This window comes from Streptomyces sp. NBC_00249, assembly GCF_026342355.1.
Classification (GTDB): domain Bacteria; phylum Actinomycetota; class Actinomycetes; order Streptomycetales; family Streptomycetaceae; genus Streptomyces.
Map to the genome: position 1 here is coordinate 1700966 of NZ_JAPEMV010000001.1, position 22064 is coordinate 1723029.

The window sequence follows — 22064 nt, forward strand, 5'->3', positions numbered from 1 at the left end:
TTTTCGTGACCGTAGGCCTCAGGCGAGCATGTATGGTCTATCGGGCCGCGCGGCAGGCGGCCCTCAGCCATCGACCCGGGAATCACCAGTGCGCATCCACGTACTCGCAGACTCCGACACCCGCTGGAAATGGGGTGCGGGGCTGGCGGTGGGCCTGGCGCCGGGCAGCGAGGTCCACGCGCACATGCTCCGCGGCCGGAGCACGCCGACGGCCCGCCAGCTGGCCGAAGTTGGCATCTCCCCCGCCTCCATCACCGAGGCCACGCTCCCCGAGTTCGCGGCGGACCCGGTACTCGACACGGCGGATCTGATCATCCTGGGCACGGTCGGCGGCAGCACCCACGCGGCCCTGCACGCGCTGGCCCACCGGTTCGCCGGCGCACCGCGCCGGCCGGTCCTGATGACCGGCTACGTCGGAGTGGTCTACGAGAAGATGGCCGACGGCCTGCTGCTGCGTGCCGGCGCCGACATCGTCCTCGCCAACAGCCCTTTCGACCGCCGCCGGTTCACCGACGTCTACGGACCCCTCGGAATTCCGACCTCCTGCATCGTCCAGACCGCCCTGCCTTTCCTCGACCAAAGGCCGTACGACCCGAACCGGACGAACGCCCTTCATCCCTATACGGTGTGTTTCGCCGTGCAGCCCTCGGTACCCGCCGACCGAAACGGCCGCCTCTACATGCTGCGCCGGGCGATATCCCACGCCCGGCTGCGGCCCGGGCGCGACGTACTCGTAAAACTCCGCAGCAGACCGGGCGAGGCAACCACCCATGTGGAGGCGCACCATTACCAGGTACTGGCGGAACAGCTGGACGAACCGATTCCCGCCAACCTGCATTTCGTGTACGGAAACATGTCGGAAACGCTCGACCGGACCGATCTCCTGGTGACCGTCAGTTCCACGGCCGCGCTCGAATCCATGCACCGCGGAATGCCCACGGCGATCCTGAGCGATCTCGGCGTACGGGAAGTCCACGGGAACCACTATTTCGTCGGCTCCGGGTGCGTCACCGACTGGTCCGCGATAGACGAAGGCGCCGCCCCGCTCGCACACGAATCCTGGACGGCCGACCAGGGAATCCGCGCCGTCGACCCCTTCGGGGAACTCCGCCGCCGCATCTTCGAATTGCGCGACCGGCCGCTGCCGCCGATCACCCCCTATTACACGGCCGAGAGCGCCCCCGAATACATGGGTACGCTGCTGCGCCGCCGCGGCCTCGACCCGGACGGCTCCCCCGGCGCGGGCGCCGCGGCGCGGCGGGCGAGCGGCCCGATGCGGCGTACCTCCCGCAGGGTGCTGAAGGTCGCCTACCAGTTCGGCGTGCAGCGCGTGGCCCCGAAGATCCAGCAGTGGGGCGGCGTATGACCACCCCTCACCGGCACAGCACCAGCGTCCGCACCTCAGGAGAGAACCTCGTGAACGTCACCGCCGTCATACCCGCCCGGGGCGGCTCCAAGGGCATCCCCGGCAAGAACGTCGCCGAGGTCGGCGGGGTCCCCCTCGTCGCCCGCGCGGTGCGGGCCTGCCTCGGCGCCGCGCACGTGACCCGGGTCGTGGTGTCCACCGACGACGGGGCGATCGCCGCCGCGGCCCGCGCGGCGGGCGCCGAGGTGGTGGACCGCCCGGCGGAGCTGGGCTCCGACCGGGCCTCCAGCGAGTCGGCGCTGCTGCACGCGCTGGACAGCCTGGAGGAGCGGCACGGCGAGGCCGTGGGCGTCCTGGTCTTCGTCCAGTGCACCAGCCCCTTCCTGACGTCCGAGGAGGTCGACGAGACCGTCCTCGCCGTCGTCCGGGACGGCGCCGACTCCGCCTTCACCGCGGTGCCCTCCCACGGCTTCCTGTGGACCGCCGGACCGGACGCCGGGCCCGGCCACCACGCGCGGGGCGTCAACCACGACAGCGCCTTCCGCCCGCGCCGCCAGGACCGTACGCCCGAATACCTGGAGTCCGGCGCCGTCTACGCGATGCGCGCCGACGGCTTCCGCCGGCACGGCCACCGCTTCTTCGGCCGGATCCAGCTCGTCCCCACCGCCCCGGAGCGGGCGATCGAGATCGACGAACCCGGCGACCTCGACCGGGCCCGCGCCCTGGCCCCCCTCCTCGACTCGTAAAGAACCTCGGTGGCCCCGCCACCGGACCCCTCGCAGTACCTCGGAAAGGAACACTGAACAGTGGTGCACAGCAGCCGTATCCGCCGGATCGGGAACAAGGAGGTCGGCCCCGGCCGTCCCGCCTACGTGATCGGCGAGATCGGGATCAACCACAACGGCGACCTCGCGACCGCCCTCGCCCTCGTCGACGCCGCCGCCGACGCGGGCTGTGACGCGGTGAAGTTCCAGAAGCGCACGCCCGAGATATGCACCCCCCGCGACCAGTGGGACATCGAACGGGACACCCCCTGGGGCCGGATGACCTACATCGACTACCGCCACCGGGTGGAGTTCGGCGAGGACGAGTACCGCGCCGTCGACGAGCACTGCCGCGAGCGGGGCATCGCCTGGTTCGCCTCCCCGTGGGACACCGAGGCCGTGGCCTTCCTGGAGAAGTTCGACGTCCCCGCCCACAAGGTGGCCTCCGCCTCCCTGACCGACGACGAACTGCTCCTCGCCCTGCGCGCCACGGGCAAGACGGTCATCCTGTCGACGGGCATGTCCACGCCCCAGCAGATCCGGCACGCGGTGGAGGTCCTCGGCAGCGAGAACACCATCCTGCTGCACGCCACCTCCACCTACCCGGCCAAGGCGGAGGAGCTGAACCTGCGGGTGATCAACAGCCTGGAGGCGGCCTACCCGAACGTCCCCGTGGGCTACTCCGGCCACGAGACGGGCCTGCAGACGACCGTCGCCGCCGTCGCCATGGGCGCCTGCGCCGTCGAGCGGCACATCACCCTCGACCGCGCCATGTGGGGCTCCGACCAGGCCGCCTCCGTCGAGCCCGGCGGCCTCACCCGCCTGGTGCGCGACATCCGCACCATCGAGACCGCCCTCGGCGACGGCGTCAAGCGCGTCTACGAGTCCGAGCTCGGCCCCATGAAGAAGCTCCGCCGCGTCCAGGGCAGCCTGACCGCCGAGGGCGTGACGACCTCGGCATGAGCGAGACCCTCGCCCTGGTGGAGAGCCCGGCTCAACTACTGAACGTCCTGGAGTGGGCCCACGTCCACCCGGGCGAGGCAGCCTCCCTCACCATCGCCGTGCTCCAGCCGACGGACCCGCGCTCACGGGCGCAGGTCCGCCGGCTGTGCCGGTACGCCTCGGGGTCGGGCGTGGTGTGGCGGCGCTACGAGGTCCGCGCCGGATACCTGGAGCGGGCCCACGAACTGGTGCGCCTGGGCCGGGCCGTGGCGGCCGCCGACCGGCTGGTGATCGGGGATCTCTTCTCCCGCACCATCCAGCTGCTGCTGCCCCGCTCCAAGGCCCGCGAGGTGGTCGTCGTGGACGACGGCACCGCCACCACTGAGCTCGTCAGCCTGCTCACGGAGGGGCAGGCCCTGAGCCGCTGGCACCAGGGCGAGGTCAAGGGCTCCGCCAAGGGCGGCCCGGTCAACCGGTGGCTGGCCCGCGCCGACCTGGCCCGCGCCACCTTCTTCACCTGCATGCCGGTGACCGCCCCGCCGGGCACCGAGGTACGGCCCAACGAGTACGCGTGGAGCCGCGAGTCCTTCGGCCCGGTACGGGTACGGGCGGGCGCCGATCTGGCGGGCAGCTCGCTCGTGGAGACCGGGGTCGTCGACCAGGACCGCTACATCGAGGCCGTCGGGTGGATCGCCCGCAGCCGCGCCGCCCGCCGCTACCTGGCGCACCGCCGCGAGAGCCCGCAGAAGCTGGAGCGGATCGCCGGGACCACGGGCATGGAGATCGTGCACCCCGAACTGCCGCTGGAACTGACCGCGCTCACCGAGCCGATCGGTCAGTCGGTGCTGACCTTCGCCTCGACCGTGGCCTACACCCTGCCGATCGTGCTGCGCGGTGCGCCGGTACGGGTGGAGCTGTGCGAGCTCGACGACGCCTGGATCACCCCGGACACGGCGCGGCGCTCGGTGGAGTTCCTGCACCGGATCTCGGCGCTGGCGGTGGCCCGGCACGGGCTGGCCAGAATCCCGTCCCAGGCCCACCCGCGCTCAGAAACGCTGCCAGCGGCCCAGTGAGAGACCGGAGTTGTCCTTCTGCCGGTTCACCAGCAGCTCGCCCCGGGAACTGATCGAGGCGATGACCACCCGGCCGTGGGCGTCCACGGCCAGGGCCGGGGACTCCGGGCACTCCTCACCGATCTCGGTCCACCACAGTCCCGCGGCCTCGTACTCCGTGGGGTACGCGGCCAGGGCGGTGCGGCCGCCGGCGGTGCGGTAGGCCAGCACGGTGCAGTCGTAGCCCTCGACGACGGCGCGGGTCCCCACGATCGCGCCGGAGGCCGGTCCGCCGCCCAGGGCCAGCACGCCGACGCCCTCCCGGTGGGCCAGCACCCCGCTCCCGTCGGCCGCGTGCCAGAAGTGGGTGACACGGCCGGGGGCCGTCTCCACCGCGCAGAGCGAGCCGTCGTGCGCGAGGTACGGGAGGTTCTCGCCCTTCGTGAGCGGGCCTCCCGGAGCCGTCTGCGCCCAGAAGGAGAGGCCCTTCTCACCCGGGGCGGCCAGCCGGACGAGGCCGTCGGCGGTCGAGCCGGCGCAGGCGCCCTCGAAGGTCATGCTGCCGCGCAGGTCCTCCCACGCGCCCCACTTGCCCTTGCCGTCCTGGCGCCGTACGTGGAACCCGCGCCCGGCATTGCGCGCGAAGACGTGGAGGGCGCCGCGGGCGTCCACCGCCGCCCGGGGCGGACCGGCCTTGAGGCACATCTCCGTGTTGCGGTAGAGGGAGCCGAGGGATTCCCAGGGGCCCAGTGGGCGGCCGCTCTGGTACTGCACGGCGTGGTGGTAGGTGCGGGTCTCGCCGGCCTCGGAGGCGGTGCGGCGCCTCCCCACGAAGTGGGCGTACCCGTCCGGTCCCTGACCCACCGCCAGGTCGGTCAGCCCTTCGGCGGGCAGGAGGTCCGGGCCGCCGAAGGCGGTGTCGCCGGGGGCTCTCTCCGTCCAGCGCAGCAGGCCGGACCGGGCGCGCGCGTAGGCGGTGAGACGTCCGTCCTTGCCCATGAGCAGCCAGCGCCCGGCCACGGGGCCCAGGGCTGCGGAATTCGAGTCACGGTCTTGAGTTTGTCCCGATGCGGGCGGGCCTGGTGCGAATAGGTGCGCATCGCCCTTGGATTGCCTCGCCATGGATCTCAAGCAACCCTTCTTGTTCGCCATTTAGAACAAAATGAGGATACCCCGATCACCTTCTGAGGTATTCGAGCGCTTATCGTGAAGCCCGCGAGATTCCCCACATCCTTTCGGAAGGCCGGTCCCCGGGCATGACTTCAGACACCACCGCCACGACGACGCCCTCCGAGAGCGGGACGGCCTCCGCGGGCACGCCCCGCCCGCCCCGTTCGCGCGCCCGCCGGATCCGGCGGGTCCTGGGCTGGAGCGCGGCCGTACTGGTCCTCGGGGCGGCCGGGTCCGGCTGGTGGGTGTACAGCCATCTCAACGGGAACATCGACAGCGTCGACCTGGACCAGGCGATCGGCTCCGACAACCGTCCCCCCAAGGTCGCCGGAGACGCCCAGAACATCCTGGTCCTCGGCTCCGATTCGCGGGCGGGGGCCAATGCCGACCTCGACCACGGCGATGTCAGCGGGGCCCGCTCCGACACCGCGATGCTGGTGCACATACCCGAGGGCCGGGCCAGGGCCACGGCGGTCAGCATTCCGCGCGACACCCTGATCACCCGGCCCGAGTGCAAGGACGGCGAGGGAAAGACGGTGCCGGAGGCGAACCGGGTGATGTTCAACTCCGTCTACTCGGTGGCCGGTCCGGCCTGCGTGGTCAAGACGGTGGAGCAGATGTCCGGGATCCGCCTGGACCACTTCGTCGAGGTGGACTTCGCCGGCTTCAAGGGCCTGGTCGACGCCCTCGGCGGGGTCACCGTCACCCTGGACCGGCCGATGAGCGGGGCGAAGGGCGGCCTGAAGCTCGACGCGGGCACGCACCGGCTGAACGGCACCGACTCGCTGAAGTTCGTCCGTACCCGCTACGGCTACGGCGACGGCAGCGACCTGGGACGCATAGGCCTCCAGCAGCAGTTCATGCTCGCCATGCTCTCCGAGATCAAGAAGCAGGACGCCTTCGGCAACCCGGCGCGGCTCTACAAGCTCGCCGACGCCGGCACCAAGTCCCTGACCACCGACTCCGACCTGGCCTCGCTGACCGCACTGTCCGACTTCGCGCAGAGCATGAAGGGCGTGGACCCGGGCACCATGGAGACCATCATGCTGCCGGTGGCGTACGACAAGGTCGACCGCAACCGGGTCGTCGTCGCGCAGCCGCAGGCCTCCCAGCTGTGGGAGGCCCTGCGGACCGGCCAGAAGATCCCCGCGGAGGCGAAGAAGTCCCCCGCCAAGGGCTGACGGCACGGCGGAGCGGGCCGTACGGGAGGTGCTCCCGTACGGCCCGCTTCCCCGTGCTAGTACTTCGCGTCCTGGCCGGACTGGCCGAGGCGGCTGTGGCTGCGCCCGTACAGGAAGTAGACGACGAAGCCGATGGCCATCCAGATCCCGAACCGGATCCAGGTCTCGGCCGGCAGGTTGAGCATCAGCCAGAGCGAGGCCGCGATCGACACGATCGGGACGAAGGGCACCCAGGGGGTGCGGAAGGCCCGGTGCAGGTCGGGGCGGGTCCGGCGCAGGACGATCACGCCGAGGGCGACCACCACGAAGGCGAACAGGGTGCCGATGTTCACCAGTTCCGCGAGCTTCTCCAGGCTGGTGAAGCCCGCGACGACGGCGATGATCCCGCCGAGCAGGAGGGTCGCCCGGTACGGCGTGCGGTACTTCGGGTGGGTGACGGAGAAGACGCGCGGCAGCAGTCCGTCACGGCTCATCGCGAAGAACACGCGGGTCTGGCCGAGCAGCAGGATCATGCACACGGTGATCAGGCCGACCGATGCCCCGAGGCTGATGGCGCCCGCGAAGAACGGCTGGTTCACCGATTTGAAGGCTTCGGCGAGCGGGGCGCTGGGCGACATCTCCGTGTACTTCTGCATGCCGGTGACCACCAGCGTCACGGCGACGTAGAGCACGGTGCAGATGATCAGCGAGCCGAGGATGCCGCGCGGCATGTCCCGCTGGGGATTCCTGGTCTCCTCGGCCGCGGTGGCCACGACGTCGAAGCCGATGAAGGCGAAGAAGATGAGGGAGGCCGCGGTGAAGATGCCCATGACGCCGAAGTTGGTGGGCGCGTACCCGAACATGAGCTGGACCAGTGGCGCGTGCAGGCCGCTGCCCGCCTCCTGCGGCTGGGCCGGGGGGATGAACGGCGAGTAGTTGTCCGCCTTGATGAAGAACAGGCCCCCGATGATGACCAGCAGCACCACCGTGACCTTGATGGCGACGACGATCGCGGTGATCCGGGCCGAGAGCTTCGTCCCGACGACCAGGATCGCGGTCAGCACCAGGACCAGCAGGAAGGCGAACAGGTCGAAGGTTCCGCCCGCGTCGGGCCCGGACAGCGCGGCGGGCATGTCCCAGCCGAGGTTCGTCGACATGAGGTGGCGCACGTACCCGGACCAGCCGACCGCCACGACGGCGGTGCCGAGCGCGAACTCGAGCACCAGGTCCCAGCCGATGATCCAGGCGGGCAGCTCACCGATCGAGGCGTACGAGAAGGTGTACGCCGAGCCGGCCACCGGCACGGTGGACGCGAACTCGGCATAGCAGAGGGCGGCGAGGGCGCAGACGATGCCCGCTGCCACGAAGGCGAGGGCGGTGGCGGGTCCGGCGTTGTTGCGGGCCGCGATGCCCGTGAGGACGAAGATGCCGGTGCCGATGATGACGCCGACACCGAAAACCGTCAGGTCCCAGGCGGAGAGCGACTTGCGGAGCGCGTGTTCCGGCTCCTCCGTGTCGCGGATGGACTGCTCCACCGTCTTGGTGCGGAAGGGGCTGTTCAGATCCTTACTCACCGACGCACCTCCGACAGGTGATGGCGCAAGCGAACGGGCCGGGAGGCCCACCCCTTCAAGGGTGATCTCCCGGCCCGTGACGTGCAACCCCGCCTCGATCGGAGGCTCCGCCGTCAGTCGACGGTGGCGGCCGTCTCGCTCTCGTAACGCCCGTCCAGCTTGGCCACCAGGCCGGTGACCTGGCGGGCGATGTCGGGGGCGGTCAGGCCGATCTCGGCCATGATCTCCTTGCGCAGCGCGTGGTCGAGGAAGCGCTGCGGGATCCCGAAGTCACGCAGCGGTACGTCGACCCCCGCGTCCCGCAGTGCCTGCGAGACGGCGGCGCCCACACCGCCCGTGCGGCCGTTGTCCTCGACGGTGACGACGACCCGGTGCTGGTCGGCGAGCGGGGCCAGGGCCTCGTCCACCGGCTTGACCCAGCGGGGGTCGACGACGGTCGAGCTGATGCCCTGCTTGTCGAGCAGGTCGGCGATGTCCAGGCACATCGGGGCCAGGGCGCCGACCGAGACGAGCAGTACGTCCGGCCGGGTGACCTCGGGGGCCGGGGTGCGCAGCACGTCCATGCCGCCGATCCGGCCGACGGCCGGGACGGCCGGGCCGACGACGCCCTTGGAGTAGCGCACGACGGTCGGCGCGTCCTTGACCTCGACGGCCTCGCGCAGCTGCGCGCGCAGCTGCTCGGCGTCGCGGGGCGCGGCCAGCCGCAGGCCGGGGACGACCTGGAGGATGGACATGTCCCACATGCCGTTGTGGGAGGCGCCGTCGTCACCGGTGACACCGGCCCGGTCCAGGACGAAGGTCACCCCGCACTTGTGCAGGGCCACGTCCATCAGGACCTGGTCGAAGGCCCGGTTGAGGAAGGTCGCGTAGACCGCGAAGACCGGGTGGACGCCGCCGGTGGCCAGGCCGGCGGCCGAGGTGGCGCCGTGCTGCTCGGCGATGCCGACGTCGTAGATCCGGTCCGGGAAGACCTCGGCGAACTTGTTGAGGCCGACCGGGTGGAGCATGGCGGCGGTGATGCCGACGATGTCGGGGCGTTCGTGGCCGAGCTTGACCATCTCGTCGGCGAAGACGGAGGTCCAGCTCGCGGCGGCCGTCTTCACCGGCAGGCCGGTGTCCGGGTGGATCACGCCGACCGCGTGGAAACGGTCCGCCTCGTGCTCCAGGGCCGGGGTGTAGCCGCGGCCCTTCTGGGTGAGGCAGTGCACGATGACCGGGCCGCTGAAGCGCTTGGCGCGCTGCAGGGCCGATTCCAGGGCCTCGATGTCGTGGCCGTCGATGGGGCCGATGTACTTCAGGCCCAGGTCCTCGAACATGCCCTGCGGGGCGATGAAGTCCTTGAGGCCCTTCTTGGCGCCGTGCAGGGTCTCGTAGAGCGGCTTCCCGACGACGGGGGTGCGCTCCAGGAGGTCCTTGCCGCGGGCCAGGAAGCGCTCGTAGCCGTCCGTGGTGCGCAGGGTCGCCAGGTGGTTCGCGAGGCCGCCGATGGTGGGGCCGTACGAGCGCTCGTTGTCGTTGACGACGATGACCAGCGGGCGGTCCTTGGCGGCGGCGATGTTGTTCAGCGCCTCCCAGGCCATACCGCCGGTCAGGGCGCCGTCGCCGATGACGGCGGCGACGTGGTGGTCCTCGCGGCCGAGCACCTCGTTGGCCTTGGCGAGGCCGTCGGCCCAGCCCAGCACCGTGGAGGCGTGCGAGTTCTCGATGATGTCGTGGTCCGACTCGGCGCGCGAGGGGTAGCCGGACAGGCCGCCCTTGGAGCGCAGGTCGGAGAAGTCCTGGCGGCCGGTGAGCAGCTTGTGGACGTAGGCCTGGTGGCCGGTGTCGAAGAGGACCTTGTCCTTCGGCGATTCGAAGACCCGGTGCAGGGCGATCGTCAGTTCGACCACGCCGAGGTTGGGGCCGAGGTGCCCGCCGGTCTTGGAGACGGCGTCGACGAGGAAGGACCTGATCTCGGCGGCGAGCGTGTTGAGCTCCTCCTGGCTGAGCCGGTCCAGATCGCGCGGTCCCTTGATGCGGGTCAGCAGCACCCGTGCCTCCTTGCAGTTGCTTGCTGGTCTGTCGAGTCTAATGTTCCGCTCGCGAGGGCGGTCATCGGGCGGTACCGCGAGGGTCCCGCCTTTGTCATACCTGTACACCCGGCCGTCCCGTCACACCTGCCAAACGGGCGTATACCCGCACAGTTGTACCCACGCGAGCACGCGCAGGTGCCCGGCGCCACACGAGGTGGCACCGGGCACTGTGACGGGTCTTACCGCCTGGGTGAGGCCTCGGGGCGCGCGGTCAGGCGCGTCCGGCCGTCTTCTGGGTCTTGCGTGTGACCGAGTCGATGACCACCGTGGCGAGCAGGACCGCGCCCGTGATCATGTACTGGATCGGGGTCGCGATTCCCTCCAGGGCCAGACCGTACTGGATGGAGGTGATGACCATCACGCCGAGGAGGGCGTTCCAGGTCCGGCCCCGGCCGCCGAATAGGCTGGTGCCGCCGATGACGGCCGCCGCGATGACGTTCATCAGGAGGTCGCCGGCGCCGGCGCTCTGGTTGGCCGCCGCGATCTTGGAGGCCCAGAAGAGCCCGCCGACGGCGGCGAAGGTGCCCGCGATGGAGAAGACCGCGATGCGGATCCCGGCCACGTTGATGCCCGCGCGGCGGGAGGCCTCGACGCTGCCGCCGAGGGCGAAGACGTTGCGGCCGAAGGAGGTGCGGCGCAGCAGGAAGTCCGTGGCGACCAGGGCGACCACGAAGAGCACGACCGCGAGCGGCAGGCCCTTGTACTGGTTGAACACGGCGGCGGGCCCGAAGGTGAAGAGGGCCAGGATGCCGGTGCGCAGCAGGATCTCGGTGAGCGGCCGCGAGGGGACCCCGGCGGCCTCCCGGCGGCGGTTGTCGAAGTAGGTGGCGAGGAAGTACGCCACCACCGCGAGCGCCGCGAGTCCGTAGCCGGCGGCCACGTCCGAGAAGTAGTACGTGGTGAGCTTGCCGACCACGCCGTCGGAGTCGAGGTTGATGGTGCCGTTGCTGCCGAGGATCTGCAGCATCGCGCCGGACCAGAACAGCAGGCCCGACAGGGTGACGGCGAAGGCGGGGGCGCCGATCTTGGCGAAGAAGAAGCCGTGGATGGCGCCGATCAGGGCGCCGCCCGCGACGGCGGCGAGGATCGCGACCCATTCGTTCACGCCGTGGGTGACGGCGAGGACGGCGACGATCGCGCCCGAGACGCCGCTGACCGAGCCGACCGAGAGGTCGATCTCGCCGAGCAGCAGCACGAAGATGATGCCGACGGCCATCATGCCGGTGGCGACCATCGTGATCGCGATGTTGGTGAGGTTCTCCGGGGAGAGGAAGTTCGAGTTCAGGCTCTGGAAGATGCTCCAGATGATGATCAGGCCGAGGACGACCGGGATGGAGCCCAGGTCACCGGCCTTCAGCTTGCGGCCGAACTCGCTCAGGTACCCGGAGAGGCCCTGCTCGCGGACGAGCAGGCGGGGGTCCACGGCCGGGATGGCGTCGTGGGCGGCGGCCGGGTTGACCGGGTCGACGTGCCCGGTCCCGTCCGCCGGGCCGTCGCCCAGTGGATCGGCGGCAGGGTGGTGGGTGCTCACTTGCGGGCCTCCCCGGTACGGGCCGCCCGGCGGGTCACGGCGTTGTCCGTGGCCCCGGTGATGGCGGAGATGATCTCTTCCTGCGAGGTGTCGGCGACGCTGAAGACACCGTTGTTGCGGCCCAGGCGCAGGACCGCGACCTTGTCGGCGACGGCCTTCACGTCGGCCATGTTGTGGCTGATGAGGATCACCGCGTGGCCGCGCTCGCGCAGCCGCTCCACGAGGTCGAGGACCTGGGCGGTCTGCTCGACGCCGAGGGCCGCGGTGGGCTCGTCGAGGATGACGAGCTTGGGCTCGCCCAGCATCGAGCGGGCGATCGCCACCGTCTGGCGCTGGCCGCCGGAGAGCGAGGCGATCGGGATGCGGACACTGGGGATCCGGATGGAGAGGGTGGTCAGGAGCTCGCGGGCGCGGCGCTCCATCTCGACCTCGTCGAGGACGCCGTAGCGCTTGAGCTCACGGCCCAGGAAGAGGTTGCCGACGACGTCGATGTTGTCGCACAGCGCGAGGTCCTGGTAGACCGTCGCGATGCCCAGGTTCTGGGCGTCGTGGGGCTTGCCGATGGAGACCGGGCGGCCCTCCCACTCGATGACTCCGTCATCGATGGGGTGCACGCCGGCGATCGTCTTGACCAGCGTGGACTTGCCGGCGCCGTTGTCGCCGACGAGGGCGACCACCTCACCGGAGTGGATCTCGAGTTCTACGTCGGTCAGGGCCTGAACGGCACCGAACCGCTTCGAGACCCCTCGCAACGCCAGCACGGGCGCAGCGGACACATGAACCATCTCCTTCGCCGCCTGACCGGCGGGGATGTCGTGCAAAAGAGCAGGAGCGGGGCGGACGGGGGGTACGACTTAAGGGGTGGAGCGGGGGATCAACCAAAAGGGAAACGTTTCTGCCCGGCGCCCCGCGGATGGCGGGGAATAAGGGGCGGGGCGCCGGACAGGCGCGGGGGCCGGCCTCCCGGAAGGGAGGCGGCGGGGGGCCTTACTTCAGGCCGAGGGTGGCGCAGGCGGCCGCGTACTTGTCGGTGCAGATCTCGTCGACCGTGTAGACGCCGTCCTTGACGACGGTGTCCTTGATGTTGCTCTTCGTCAGCGAGACGACCGGGATCAGCACGGACGGCACGGCCTTGGTGGTCGGGCTGTCGATGTTGTTGTTGATGATCCCGTCGATCTTCTCGCCCTTGGCGAGGGCGACGGCCATCTCGGCGGCGGCCGCGGCCTCGGGAGCGTACGGCTTGTAGACGCTCATGAACTGCTCGCCCGCCACGATCCGCTGCACGCCCGCGAGTTCGGCGTCCTGGCCGGTGACCGGGGGCAGCGGGGACAGGCCGGCGGCCTTGAGGGCGGTGATGATGCCGCCGGCCATGCCGTCGTTGGCGGAGTAGACGCCGGTCACCTTGTCCTTGCCGAGAGCCGAGAGCGCTCCCGCCATGTTGGTGTTGGCGTTCTCCGGCTTCCACTCCTTGGTGTCGTACTCCTTGCCGATGGTCACCTTGCCGTCGAGGACGGAGTGCGCGCCCTTCTTGAACAGCGCGGCGTTCGGGTCGGTGACGGAGCCGTTCATCATGACGATCTGGCCGTCCTTGGCCTTGTCGCCCAGGGCCTCCAGCAGGGCCTTGCCCTGGACCTTGCCGACCTCTTCGTTGTCGAAGGAGGTGTAGGCGTCGATCGGGCCCTCGGCCAGGCGGTCGTAGGCGACGACCGGGATGCCGGCGTCCTTGGCCTTCTTGACCGAGCCGGCGATGGCCTTGGCGTCGACCGCGTCGATGATCAGGACGTTCACCTTGTTGGTGATCATCGTGTCGACCTGGGAGTTCTGCGTGGTCGCGTCCTGCTTGGCGTTGGCGTAGACGACCTCGGCCTTGCCGCCCGTGAGATCGGCGATCTTCTTCTCGATCAGCGGCTTGTCGAACTTCTCGTAGCGCGCGGTCTGATTCTCGGGCAGGAGCAGACCGACCTTGATGGCGTCGCCGGCGGCGGCACCCGAGGGCTTCTTCTCGCCGCCCGCTTCCTTGGCACTGCCACAGGCGGCCAGCGAGACGGCCATGGCACCGGCGGCGACGGCTACGGCGGCTCTACGCATACGCGTGTTCATTGGTTGAACCTCCCTGACGAGGCCGCAACGCTGCGGCCGAGGTGGATGTGAGTCAACCCCGGCCGCAAGTTTGTCGTCAAGGAGTGAATCCTTAACGAGATGACAACGGTGCCATCCGTTATCTAACTGAAGACATGACGGCGGGGGCTCGTACCCCAATCCCATTTTCCGCCAAAAGCGTCGAATCGCCCATCTCGCTGAGTACGAGGGCGAGTGCGCCCAGTACCTCGGCGCGGCCGCCCAGCGACCCCGTGAGCACCGACAACTGGCGGGCCGCGCTGGGGATCGCGTACCTCCCCACGGATTCACGGATCGGAGCCAGTACGAGTTCACCCGCCTCGGCCAGCGAGCCGCCCAGCACCACCCGGCTCGGGTTCAGGAGGTTGCACAGGCTGGCCACCCCGCTGCCGATGTGGCGGCCCACGTCGGTGATGACGCGGCGGCAGCCCGGGTCGCCCTCGCGGGCGAGCTCCACCACCCGCTCCATCGTCAACTCCGGCCCGTGGCTGCCCTGGAGGAGCGGCAGCACGTAGCGGGCGGCGGCGAAGGTCTCCAGGCAGCCGCGGTTGCCGCAGCGGCACACGGGGCCCGACTCGTCCAGGGTGATGTGCCCGATCTCGCCCGCGGTTCCCCCCGGACCGCGGTAGATCTCACCGTTGATGACCAGGCCGGCGCCGACGCCGCTGGCCACCTTGATGTAGGCGAGGTCCTTCACTCCGCGCCCGCTCCCCCAAACGAGTTCGCCGAGGGCCCCGAGGTTCGCGTCGTTGTCCACGTAGACGGGCACGCCGAGCCGCTGCGAGAGCTCCTGGCGGGGGTTGATCCCGGCCCAGCCCGGCAGGATGGCGGTGGAGCCCAGGGTGCCCGACTCCACGTCGATGGGGCCGGGGACGCCGAGCCCCACCCCGATGACCTTGTCCCGGCTCACACCGACGCCCGCGATCAGCCGTCCGACCAGGGCCTCCGCCCGGTCGAAGCCGTCCACCCAGGAGGCGTCCACGTCCAGCGGCTCGGACTCCTCGGCCAGTACCTGGTGCGCGAGGTTCCCGACGGCCACCCGCAGGTGGGTGTGGCCGAAGTCCACCCCGATGACGATGCCCGCGTCCCCGCTGAGGGAGACGCTGCGCGCCCGCCGGCCGCCGGCCGAGGTGTCGGTGACCTCCACCGTCCCGGCCTCCTTGAGCTCACGGACGATGTTGGAGACCGTGGCCGCCGACAGTCCGGTGGTGCGGGCGATCTCCGCCTGGGTCAGCGAACCCGCGAGGCGCACGGCCCGCACGACCCGTTCGAGATTCGCGCGATGCAGTGAGGACTGCGATCCGGGAGTCTGCACGACTCATCCACTCCTGCCCATAAGCGACGGCCAGCCGTCGCCCCCCGGCCGGTCGTCGCGGCTGCGCGCTCCGAGACCCCGGCGTCTCTCCAACTTGTGAACCTTAAGTCGAGCCTTTGGCCCTCCAGACGTCAAGAGCCTGACGCGGAGCGAATGGGACACCACCGACCAAAAGTATGAAGAGCGGGCCTCCGGGATCGTGCTACGGTCGCTGAGGCGCCGATCCTCTGCGGCCTTTCCGGCCGGACCGGGCGCCTTGTAATGACGGCGCTACGCGAGGAGGTGTTCGGGATGAGTCCCGATCGAAGTCCTTGCAGCGCCCTCGTCCGCTGACCCGTAGGCCGGCCGACGTCTCCTCGAGTGCATGCGTCAGCTCCGCGCTGTCCGCGTGCCCCTTCCATTGAGGCACTGCTTCCTTCCTTCCGCATGCCCTGCACCTCTTGCGCGGGGCTGCGTCATCCATGCCACCGGCGTGTCCGCGGCACACCGTGCCGCCGCGCGCCGACCCATGATCACTCCACGTGACCGCGCGGCTCCGTGCTGCCCGGACGCCGTGGAGGGAGGTATTCGTCATGACCATGCTCACCCCCCGTACCCCGACGAAGCTCGCACCGCCGGGCCGGACCCGCCGCGAGCGCAAGGCCGCCGAGCTCGAAGCCGGCACCCGCCTCGTCGCCGACCGCCTCGCGGCGGTCAGCGCCCGCCCCGCCGTCCAGGTCCTCCAGGAGGTGGACACCTCGCGCGGCGGACTGACCCACGCCGAGGCCGCGCTGCGCCTGGAGCGCCACGGTGCCAACACCGTCGCCCAGGAGCGCGCCCCGAGCTGGTTCGTCCAGCTCGCGAAGGCGTACTGGAACCCCTTCATCGGTGTCCTGGTCTTCCTGGCCGCCGTGATGTTCTGGCAGGACCCGAAGGACCCCGGCGTCGTGATCCTCTCCGTGATGGTGGGGATCAGCGGGCTGCTGCGCTTCTGGCAGGAGTACCGCTCGGGCCGCGCCGCCGACGCCCTGAAGAAGCTCGTGACCACCACCTGCGCGGTGCAGCGCCGGGCCGGGAGCGGATCGGCGCCCACCACCTTCGAGGTGCCCATGGACCAGGTGGTCCCGGGCGACCTGGTGAAGCTGGCGGCCGGCGACCTGATCCCGGCCGACCTGCGGCTCGTCACCGCCAAGGACCTGATGGTCAGCCAGGCCGCGCTGTCCGGCGAGTCGTTGCCGGTGGCCAAGGCCGACACCCGGCCGCAGGACCTCGGCCAGAGCGCGACCACGGACCCGGTCGAGGCCGACAACCTCTGCCTGATGGGCACCTCGGTCACCTCCGGCACCGCCACCGGCGTGGTCGTCGCCACCGGGGCCGGCACGTACTTCGGCTCCATGGCCGGTTCCCTGGCGGGCGAGCGCCCGCAGACCAACTTCGACAACGGCGTGCGCAGGGTCAGCTTCCTGCTGATCCGTTTCATGCTGGTCATGGTCCCGGTGGTCTTCATGGTCAACGGCTTCACCAAGGGCGACTGGAACGAGGCCTTCCTCTTCGGTATCGCCGTCGCGGTGGGCCTGACCCCCGAGATGCTGCCGATGGTGGTCTCCGCCAACCTGGCGCGCGGCGCGGTGGCCATGTCCCGGCGCAAGGTCGTCGTCAAGCGGCTCAACGCGATCCAGAACCTGGGTGCGATGGACGTCCTGTGCACCGACAAGACCGGCACCCTCACCGAGGACCGGATCGTCCTGGACCGCTACCTGGACGTCCACGGGAACGAGGACGGCGAGGTCCTGGAGTACGGCTACCTCAACGCGCACTTCCAGACGGGCCTGAAGAACCTCATGGACCAGGCGGTCATCGACCGCGTCGACGAGGCCGAGGAGGTTGTCGTCGACGCACGGTTCTCGATGGTCGACGAGATCCCCTTCGACTTCGCCCGGCGCCGGATGTCCGTGGTCCTGAGCCGCAACAGCATGCTCGGCGGCGCCGGCCGCGCCGAGCACGTCATGATCACCAAGGGCGCGGTCGAGGAAGTCCTCGGCCTGTGCACGCACATGACGGACCGCGGCGAGAAGGTCGAGCTCACCGAGCAGCTGCGGTGGCACGCCACCCGGATCGCCGAGGACCACAACCGGCGCGGCCTGCGGGTCCTCGCCGTCGCCACCCGCACCCTCGACACCCCCCGCGACACCTACACCGTCGCCGACGAGGACGGGCTGACCCTGGTCGGCTTCCTCGCCTTCCTCGACCCGCCGAAGGCCTCCGCCGCCGCGGCCCTCCAGGGCCTGGCCGACAAGGGGATCGCCGTCAAGGTGATCACCGGTGACAACGAGCTCGTCGCGGCCCGGGTCTGCGCCGACGTCGGCATCGAGGTCGGGCACGTGGTGCTCGGCGCCGAGACCGACCCCCTCGACGACTCGGCGCTGCGCGCGCTGGCAGCCCGTACGACCGTCTTCGCCAAGGCCAACCCCGTCCAGAAGGCCCGGATCGTGCGGGCCCTGCAGGCCGAGGGGCACACCGTCGGCTTCCTCGGGGACGGGATCAACGACGCGGCGGCGCTGCGCGACGCCGATGTCGGCATCTCCGTCGACACCGCCGTCGACATCGCCAAGGAGTCCGCCGACATCATCCTGCTGGAGAAGGACCTGACCGTCCTGGAGCAGGGCGTCGTCCAGGGCCGCACCACCTTCGGCAACACCATCAAGTACATCAAGATGACCGCGTCGTCGAACTTCGGCAACGTCTTCTCGGTACTGGTCGCGAGCGCCTTCATCCCCTTCCAGCCGATGCTCGCGATCATGCTGCTGGTGCAGAACCTGGTCTACGACATCTCCCAGCTGGCCACGCCCTGGGACCGGATGGACGAGGAGTACCTGCGCAAGCCGCGCAACTGGGACGCCAAGGGCATCTTCCGCTTCATGGTGACCATCGGACCGGTCAGCTCGGTCTTCGACATCTCGATGTTCCTGATCATGTGGAACGTCTTCGGGGCGAACAGCGAGGCGAACCAGGCGCTCTTCCAGTCCGGCTGGTTCATCGAGGGCCTGCTCTCGCAGACCCTGATCGTCCACATGATCCGCACCCGCAAGATCCCCTTCGTCCAGTCCCGCGCCTCCTGGCCGGTGATGGTGATGACCGTCCTGGCGGTACTGACCGGGCTCTGGCTGCCCTTCTCGCCGCTGGCCGCCTCGCTGGGCTTCGTGGCCCTGCCGGCGAGCTACTTCCCGTGGCTGATCGGCGTGCTGCTCGCGTACTGCACGCTCACGCAGGTCGTGAAGACCTGGTACATCCGCCGGTTCCACACCTGGCTGTAGGAATCCCGGTGATGCCCGACCCGGGCCGCTGAACCGGAGCGGCCGGGCCGCCGGGCCGGGCGCTATTTGAGGGTGGCGGAGGTCAGGCCGGCCTGGATCTGGCGCTGGAAGGACAGGTAGACCACCAGCATCGGGATCATCGCGATGGTCACGCCGGCGAAGAGCACCGGCAGGTCCGTCTCGTAGCCCATCTGGTACTGGAGCTGGATCAGGCCCTGGGTGAGCATGTAGCGCTCGGGGTCGGATCCGCTCTGCGGCTGCATCAGGACGGAGGGCAGGATGTACTGGTTCCACTGGCCCAGGACATTGAATATCCCGACGCTGATCAGGCCGGGCTTGGCCATCGGCAGCATCACCTGGAAGAAGATCCGGGTGTCGGAGGCCCCGTCGATCACCGCCGCCTCGTGCACCGCCGTCGGCAGGGTGCGGAAGAAGGAGTGCATGAAGAAGACGGTGAAGGGCATCGAGTAGGCGACGTAGACCAGGACGAGGCCCTGGTAACTGTTGAGCATGTCGAGCCGCTTGACCATGAAGAACAGCGGCACGAGGGCCAGGAACACGGGGAACATGGCCCCGCTGACGAAGAAGTAGTAGATGACCCGGTTCCCCGGGAAGGGGTACCGGGCCAGGACGTAGGCGGCCATCGAGCCCAGCAGCATCGTCAGCGGGACCGAGAACACCATCACGATCACCGTGTGGGCGAAGTATTCGCCGATGCCCTTCTCCCAGGCGCGGGCGAAGGCGTCGAAGTGCCAGTTGGAGGGCCAGCTGAGGGCCGAGCCGCCGATCTGGGAGTCGGTCTTGAAGGAGCCGAGCACCAGCCAGACCAGGGGCAGGACGATCAGTACCGCCCAGACGGCCAGGAAGCCGTGGGAGAAGACGTTGAGCGCCGTCCCCTCGGTGCGGCCGCCGCCCCCCTTGGTGCTGCCGCTGCCGCCGGACCGCTCCGCCGCGGCCTCGCCGGGAGCCTTGATCACTGTGGTCATCGTGTCTCCCGCTCAGAACTCGATGCGCTCGCGGCGGGTGGCGCGCAGCGTAACGAGGGAAAGGATCAAGGTCAGGACCAGCATGACCACGCCCATGGCGCAGGCGTAGCCGCTCTTGCCGAAGTACAGGAAGTTGCGCATCAGCACCGTGGCCATGACCTCGCTGTGGTGGTCCGGTCCGCCGCCGAACTGGCCCGAGGTCATGGTGGAGACCAGGACGAACATGTCCATCGCCGCGATGCCCAGGTAGACCGCCGAGGTCTGCACGGAGTCCCAGAGCAGCGGCAGCGTGACCTTGGCGAAGGTCTGGGCGCGTCCGGCGCCGTCCAGCAGGGCCGCCTCGTAGATGTCCCGGGGGACGGACTGCATGGCGGCCGAGAAGAGCACCAGGTAGAAGCCGACCCCGTGCCAGACCACGACGAGCAGCAGGCACCACAGGACCAGGTCCGGTTCGTTGAGCCATTCGACGGGGTGCGCGGGGTCGACGATCCCGGCCCGGATGAGGAATCCGTTGAGCAGACCGCCCTCGTCACTGCGGTACACGGCGCCGAAGAGCACCGCGAGGATGGCGAGGGACAGCACCTGCGGGAAGAAGTAGACGATCTTGTAGACGGCCGAGCCCCGCACGCCCCGTACGCCGCCGGCCCCGCTGCGCCCGCCCGCGTTCACCATGAAGGCGAAGAAGAGGGCGAGCAGGATGGTGATCACCGGGACGAACACCAGGAGCAGCAGGTTGTGCCACAGGGCGCCGAGGAAGACCTCGTCCTCCATCAGGGCCGAGTAGTTCCCGAGGCCGATGAAGTCGAACGTCGGGGACTGGCCTGACCAGTTGGTGAAGGAGTAGCCGAACGTCTGGACGTACGGCCAGATGACGAAGGCCAGGTACAGCGCGAGGGGCAGGAAGAGGAAGCCGGTGATGAAACCGGCCCGCCTCCTGCCTCCGGTGGCGACTTTGCTCATGGTGTCCGTCCCTGGTGGTTCCACACGACCGGTGGACGTGGTGTCAGCTGCGCTTGTTGTTCTTGGCGTTCGGGTCCTTGGCCGCCTTGTCTACCGCAGCCTGGGCCCGCTTGATCCATTCCTTGGGCTGGATGCGCTGTGCCATCAGCTCATTGGACGCGTCCTGGATCTCGGTGTCCATCTCGCTGTACCAGTCGGGGTAGAGGTAGTTGAAGGTGTCGTTCCCGGCGGCCTTGAGGGCCGCGACCGCCGACTGCGTGCCCGGGCGGAGCTTGACGCCCGGGTCGACGCCGTCCTTGACGACGGTGAGCGAGTTGGCCTGCTGGGCGAAGAGGGTGGACCATTCGCGCGAGAGCATCGAACGGATGAACTCCAGGCCCGCGGCCTTGTTGGCGGCCTTCTCGGGGACGATGAAGGGCTCGCCCGCGCCGGCCCGGATGGCCGTGAAGGGCAGCTTGCTGTCGGCGAGGACCGGTACCGGCAGGAACTTCATGTCGAAGTCCTCGGGGGTCTGCTTGAGCTGCTCGTTCTCCAGCCAGGACCCGGAGGGGACGAAGGCGGCCTTGTACTGGTTCCAGGCGGTCTGGGACTCCGTATGGGTGAGGCCGTTGGTGCCCGGCATCAGGAGGCCCTTCTCGACCACCTCGTAGACCGCCTCGACGGCGGCGAGCGCGGCGGCGTTGCCCTCGAAGGCGTTCGGCTCCAGGTTGTCGATGGCCTTCATGGCCTCCAGACCGCCCTTCTTGGCGATCAGGTCCATGATGACGACATTGATGTAGTACGGGTACTTGCCCTGGTGGGCCAGGCCGCCGATGCCGGCCTCCTTGGCCTTGGTGCAGACGGCCAGGAACTCGTCCCAGGTCTTCGGCTCGGCCCAGCCCTTCTCCTTGAAGAGCTTGCCCGAGTACCAGAACCCGAAGACGGTGTAGATGTAGTTCAGCGCGACGAACTTGCCGCCCTGCGTGCCCTGCTCGACGGTGCCCGCGATGAGCGTGTCGCGGACCTTCTTGCCCGGGTCGTCGAGGGAGGGGGCCTCCAGGACCGCGGTGAGGTCGGCGAGCTGGCCGGCCTTGAAGAGCACGTCGAGCTTGATCTTCTGGGCTCCGGCGTCGTCGACCACGTCCGGCGGGTTCCCGCCGTTGAAGCGGGTCTGGAGCTTGCCGGTGATCTCCTGGGTGCCCAGGTGATCGGTGGTGGTGCCCCACTTCTTGTCGAAGGCGGCCTCCCAGGCCTTCGCGTAGTCGTCGCCGAATCCGCCCTTGAAGACGACCACCTCCAGCTTGCCGCCCCTGGCGACCCCGAAGGGGTTCTCCTTGGTGACGGGCGCCTTGTCCGGTCCCTTCGTGGTGCCCCCGCCTCCGGAGGCACAGGCGGACAGGGCGCTCATCGTCGGCACCGAGATGAGTCCGAGTGCTGCCGAGCGCTTGATCAGGTCCCGGCGCCCAAGACCCTCACCAGTTGATCCCATGCTCATGTCCTCGCCTTCGTCAGAAGTGTGAAGGAGGCCGGGGACCACGGCAGTTGCCGCTCATGCGGACGACGCCGCAGTTCCCCGCCCGTCCCCCGGTCCGGTCCCGATCTCGGAGCGTCGGTTGCGGAGGGCACAGGTATAGTCCACTTCCGTCAATGTGAGCAAGATCATGCGCACGCCTGTCCGTCAGCTTTTCCGAGTTGAGACCTCCCCGAAACCTGAGTCCCGGCCAAATAACGCGGAAGGGTCGTACCCCCCTTGTGGGGGTACGACCCTTCTGTGTCACTGGT

At 69.6% G+C, this 22064-nt stretch carries 15 protein-coding genes and 1 pseudogene; 6 read left to right on the top strand and 10 right to left on the bottom strand.

What is annotated here, in order from left to right; all coding sequences use genetic code 11:
* Window positions 1-88: 88 nt before the first annotated feature.
* The 4 genes and pseudogenes from OOK31_RS07575 (at window position 89) to OOK31_RS07590 (ending at window position 4145) form a co-directional block, all read left to right on the top strand.
* Entirely contained in the window at window positions 89-1366 is a 1278-nt protein-coding gene (locus tag OOK31_RS07575; protein ID WP_323188185.1) for a DUF6716 putative glycosyltransferase, read from the top strand.
* Window positions 1363-2109 (top strand): annotated as a pseudogene (locus tag OOK31_RS07580) (NTP transferase domain-containing protein); the annotation flags it as partial. The gene OOK31_RS07575 and the pseudogene OOK31_RS07580, both read left to right, overlap by 4 nt.
* A 66-nt stretch (window positions 2110-2175) precedes the next feature.
* Window positions 2176-3093 carry an N-acetylneuraminate synthase family protein gene (locus OOK31_RS07585; RefSeq protein ID WP_267011556.1) on the top strand — a complete coding sequence of 306 codons (918 nt, stop codon included), beginning with the start codon at window positions 2176-2178 and terminating at the stop codon, window positions 3091-3093.
* Window positions 3090-4145, top strand: a complete 1056-nt coding sequence (locus OOK31_RS07590) for a hypothetical protein (protein WP_267011557.1) — start codon at window positions 3090-3092, stop codon at window positions 4143-4145. The genes OOK31_RS07585 and OOK31_RS07590 overlap by 4 nt, the downstream gene beginning before the upstream one ends.
* Here OOK31_RS07590 and OOK31_RS07595 read toward each other — a convergent pair.
* Window positions 4119-5144: a hypothetical protein gene (locus OOK31_RS07595; protein ID WP_267011558.1), complete on the bottom strand. Its 1026-nt coding sequence runs from the start codon at window positions 5142-5144 to the stop codon at window positions 4119-4121. The genes OOK31_RS07590 and OOK31_RS07595 overlap by 27 nt on opposite strands.
* Before the next feature lie 236 nt (window positions 5145-5380).
* Here OOK31_RS07595 and OOK31_RS07600 point away from each other — a divergent pair, with 236 nt between their 5' ends.
* Window positions 5381-6475, top strand: a complete 1095-nt coding sequence (locus tag OOK31_RS07600) for an LCP family protein (protein ID WP_267011559.1) — start codon at window positions 5381-5383, stop codon at window positions 6473-6475.
* Between the two features lie 56 nt (window positions 6476-6531).
* On the opposite strand, the gene OOK31_RS07605 is transcribed toward OOK31_RS07600, so the two are convergent.
* The 6 genes from OOK31_RS07605 to OOK31_RS07630 form a co-directional block, all read right to left on the bottom strand.
* Window positions 6532-8028, bottom strand: coding sequence for an amino acid permease (locus OOK31_RS07605; protein ID WP_267011560.1), 1497 nt, complete (start codon window positions 8026-8028; stop codon window positions 6532-6534).
* A 113-nt stretch (window positions 8029-8141) separates the two neighbouring features.
* Window positions 8142-10058: a 1-deoxy-D-xylulose-5-phosphate synthase gene (gene dxs / locus OOK31_RS07610; RefSeq protein WP_267011561.1), complete on the bottom strand. Its 1917-nt coding sequence runs from the start codon at window positions 10056-10058 to the stop codon at window positions 8142-8144.
* Between the two features lie 253 nt (window positions 10059-10311).
* Window positions 10312-11601: a sugar ABC transporter permease gene (locus OOK31_RS07615; RefSeq protein WP_267011862.1), complete on the bottom strand. Its 1290-nt coding sequence runs from the start codon at window positions 11599-11601 to the stop codon at window positions 10312-10314.
* Window positions 11602-11627: 26 nt separating this feature from the next.
* On the bottom strand, window positions 11628-12416 hold the full coding sequence (locus OOK31_RS07620; RefSeq protein ID WP_267011562.1) for an ATP-binding cassette domain-containing protein: 789 nt from the start codon (window positions 12414-12416) through the stop codon (window positions 11628-11630).
* A 202-nt stretch (window positions 12417-12618) separates the two neighbouring features.
* A complete protein-coding gene (locus OOK31_RS07625) occupies window positions 12619-13731 on the bottom strand; it encodes a sugar ABC transporter substrate-binding protein (RefSeq protein ID WP_267011563.1) in 1113 nt (370 codons plus the stop codon).
* 118 nt (window positions 13732-13849) lie between these two features.
* Entirely contained in the window at window positions 13850-15064 is a 1215-nt protein-coding gene (locus tag OOK31_RS07630) for an ROK family transcriptional regulator (RefSeq protein WP_267011564.1), read from the bottom strand.
* A gap of 572 nt (window positions 15065-15636) precedes the next feature.
* On the opposite strand from OOK31_RS07630, the gene mgtA reads away from it, so the two are divergent.
* Window positions 15637-18357 carry a magnesium-translocating P-type ATPase gene (gene mgtA / locus OOK31_RS07635; RefSeq protein ID WP_267011565.1) on the top strand — a complete coding sequence of 907 codons (2721 nt, stop codon included), beginning with the start codon at window positions 15637-15639 and terminating at the stop codon, window positions 18355-18357.
* Between the two features lie 62 nt (window positions 18358-18419).
* On the opposite strand, the gene OOK31_RS07640 is transcribed toward mgtA, so the two are convergent.
* From OOK31_RS07640 to ngcE, 3 genes are read right to left on the bottom strand one after another with little or no spacing between them, the layout of a single operon-like run.
* A complete protein-coding gene (locus OOK31_RS07640; protein WP_267011566.1) occupies window positions 18420-19343 on the bottom strand; it encodes a carbohydrate ABC transporter permease in 924 nt (307 codons plus the stop codon).
* A 12-nt stretch (window positions 19344-19355) separates the two neighbouring features.
* Window positions 19356-20303: a carbohydrate ABC transporter permease gene (locus OOK31_RS07645; protein ID WP_267011567.1), complete on the bottom strand. Its 948-nt coding sequence runs from the start codon at window positions 20301-20303 to the stop codon at window positions 19356-19358.
* A gap of 43 nt (window positions 20304-20346) precedes the next feature.
* Entirely contained in the window at window positions 20347-21777 is a 1431-nt protein-coding gene (ngcE, locus tag OOK31_RS07650) for an N-acetylglucosamine/diacetylchitobiose ABC transporter substrate-binding protein (protein ID WP_267011568.1), read from the bottom strand.
* Window positions 21778-22064: the final 287 nt, after the last annotated feature.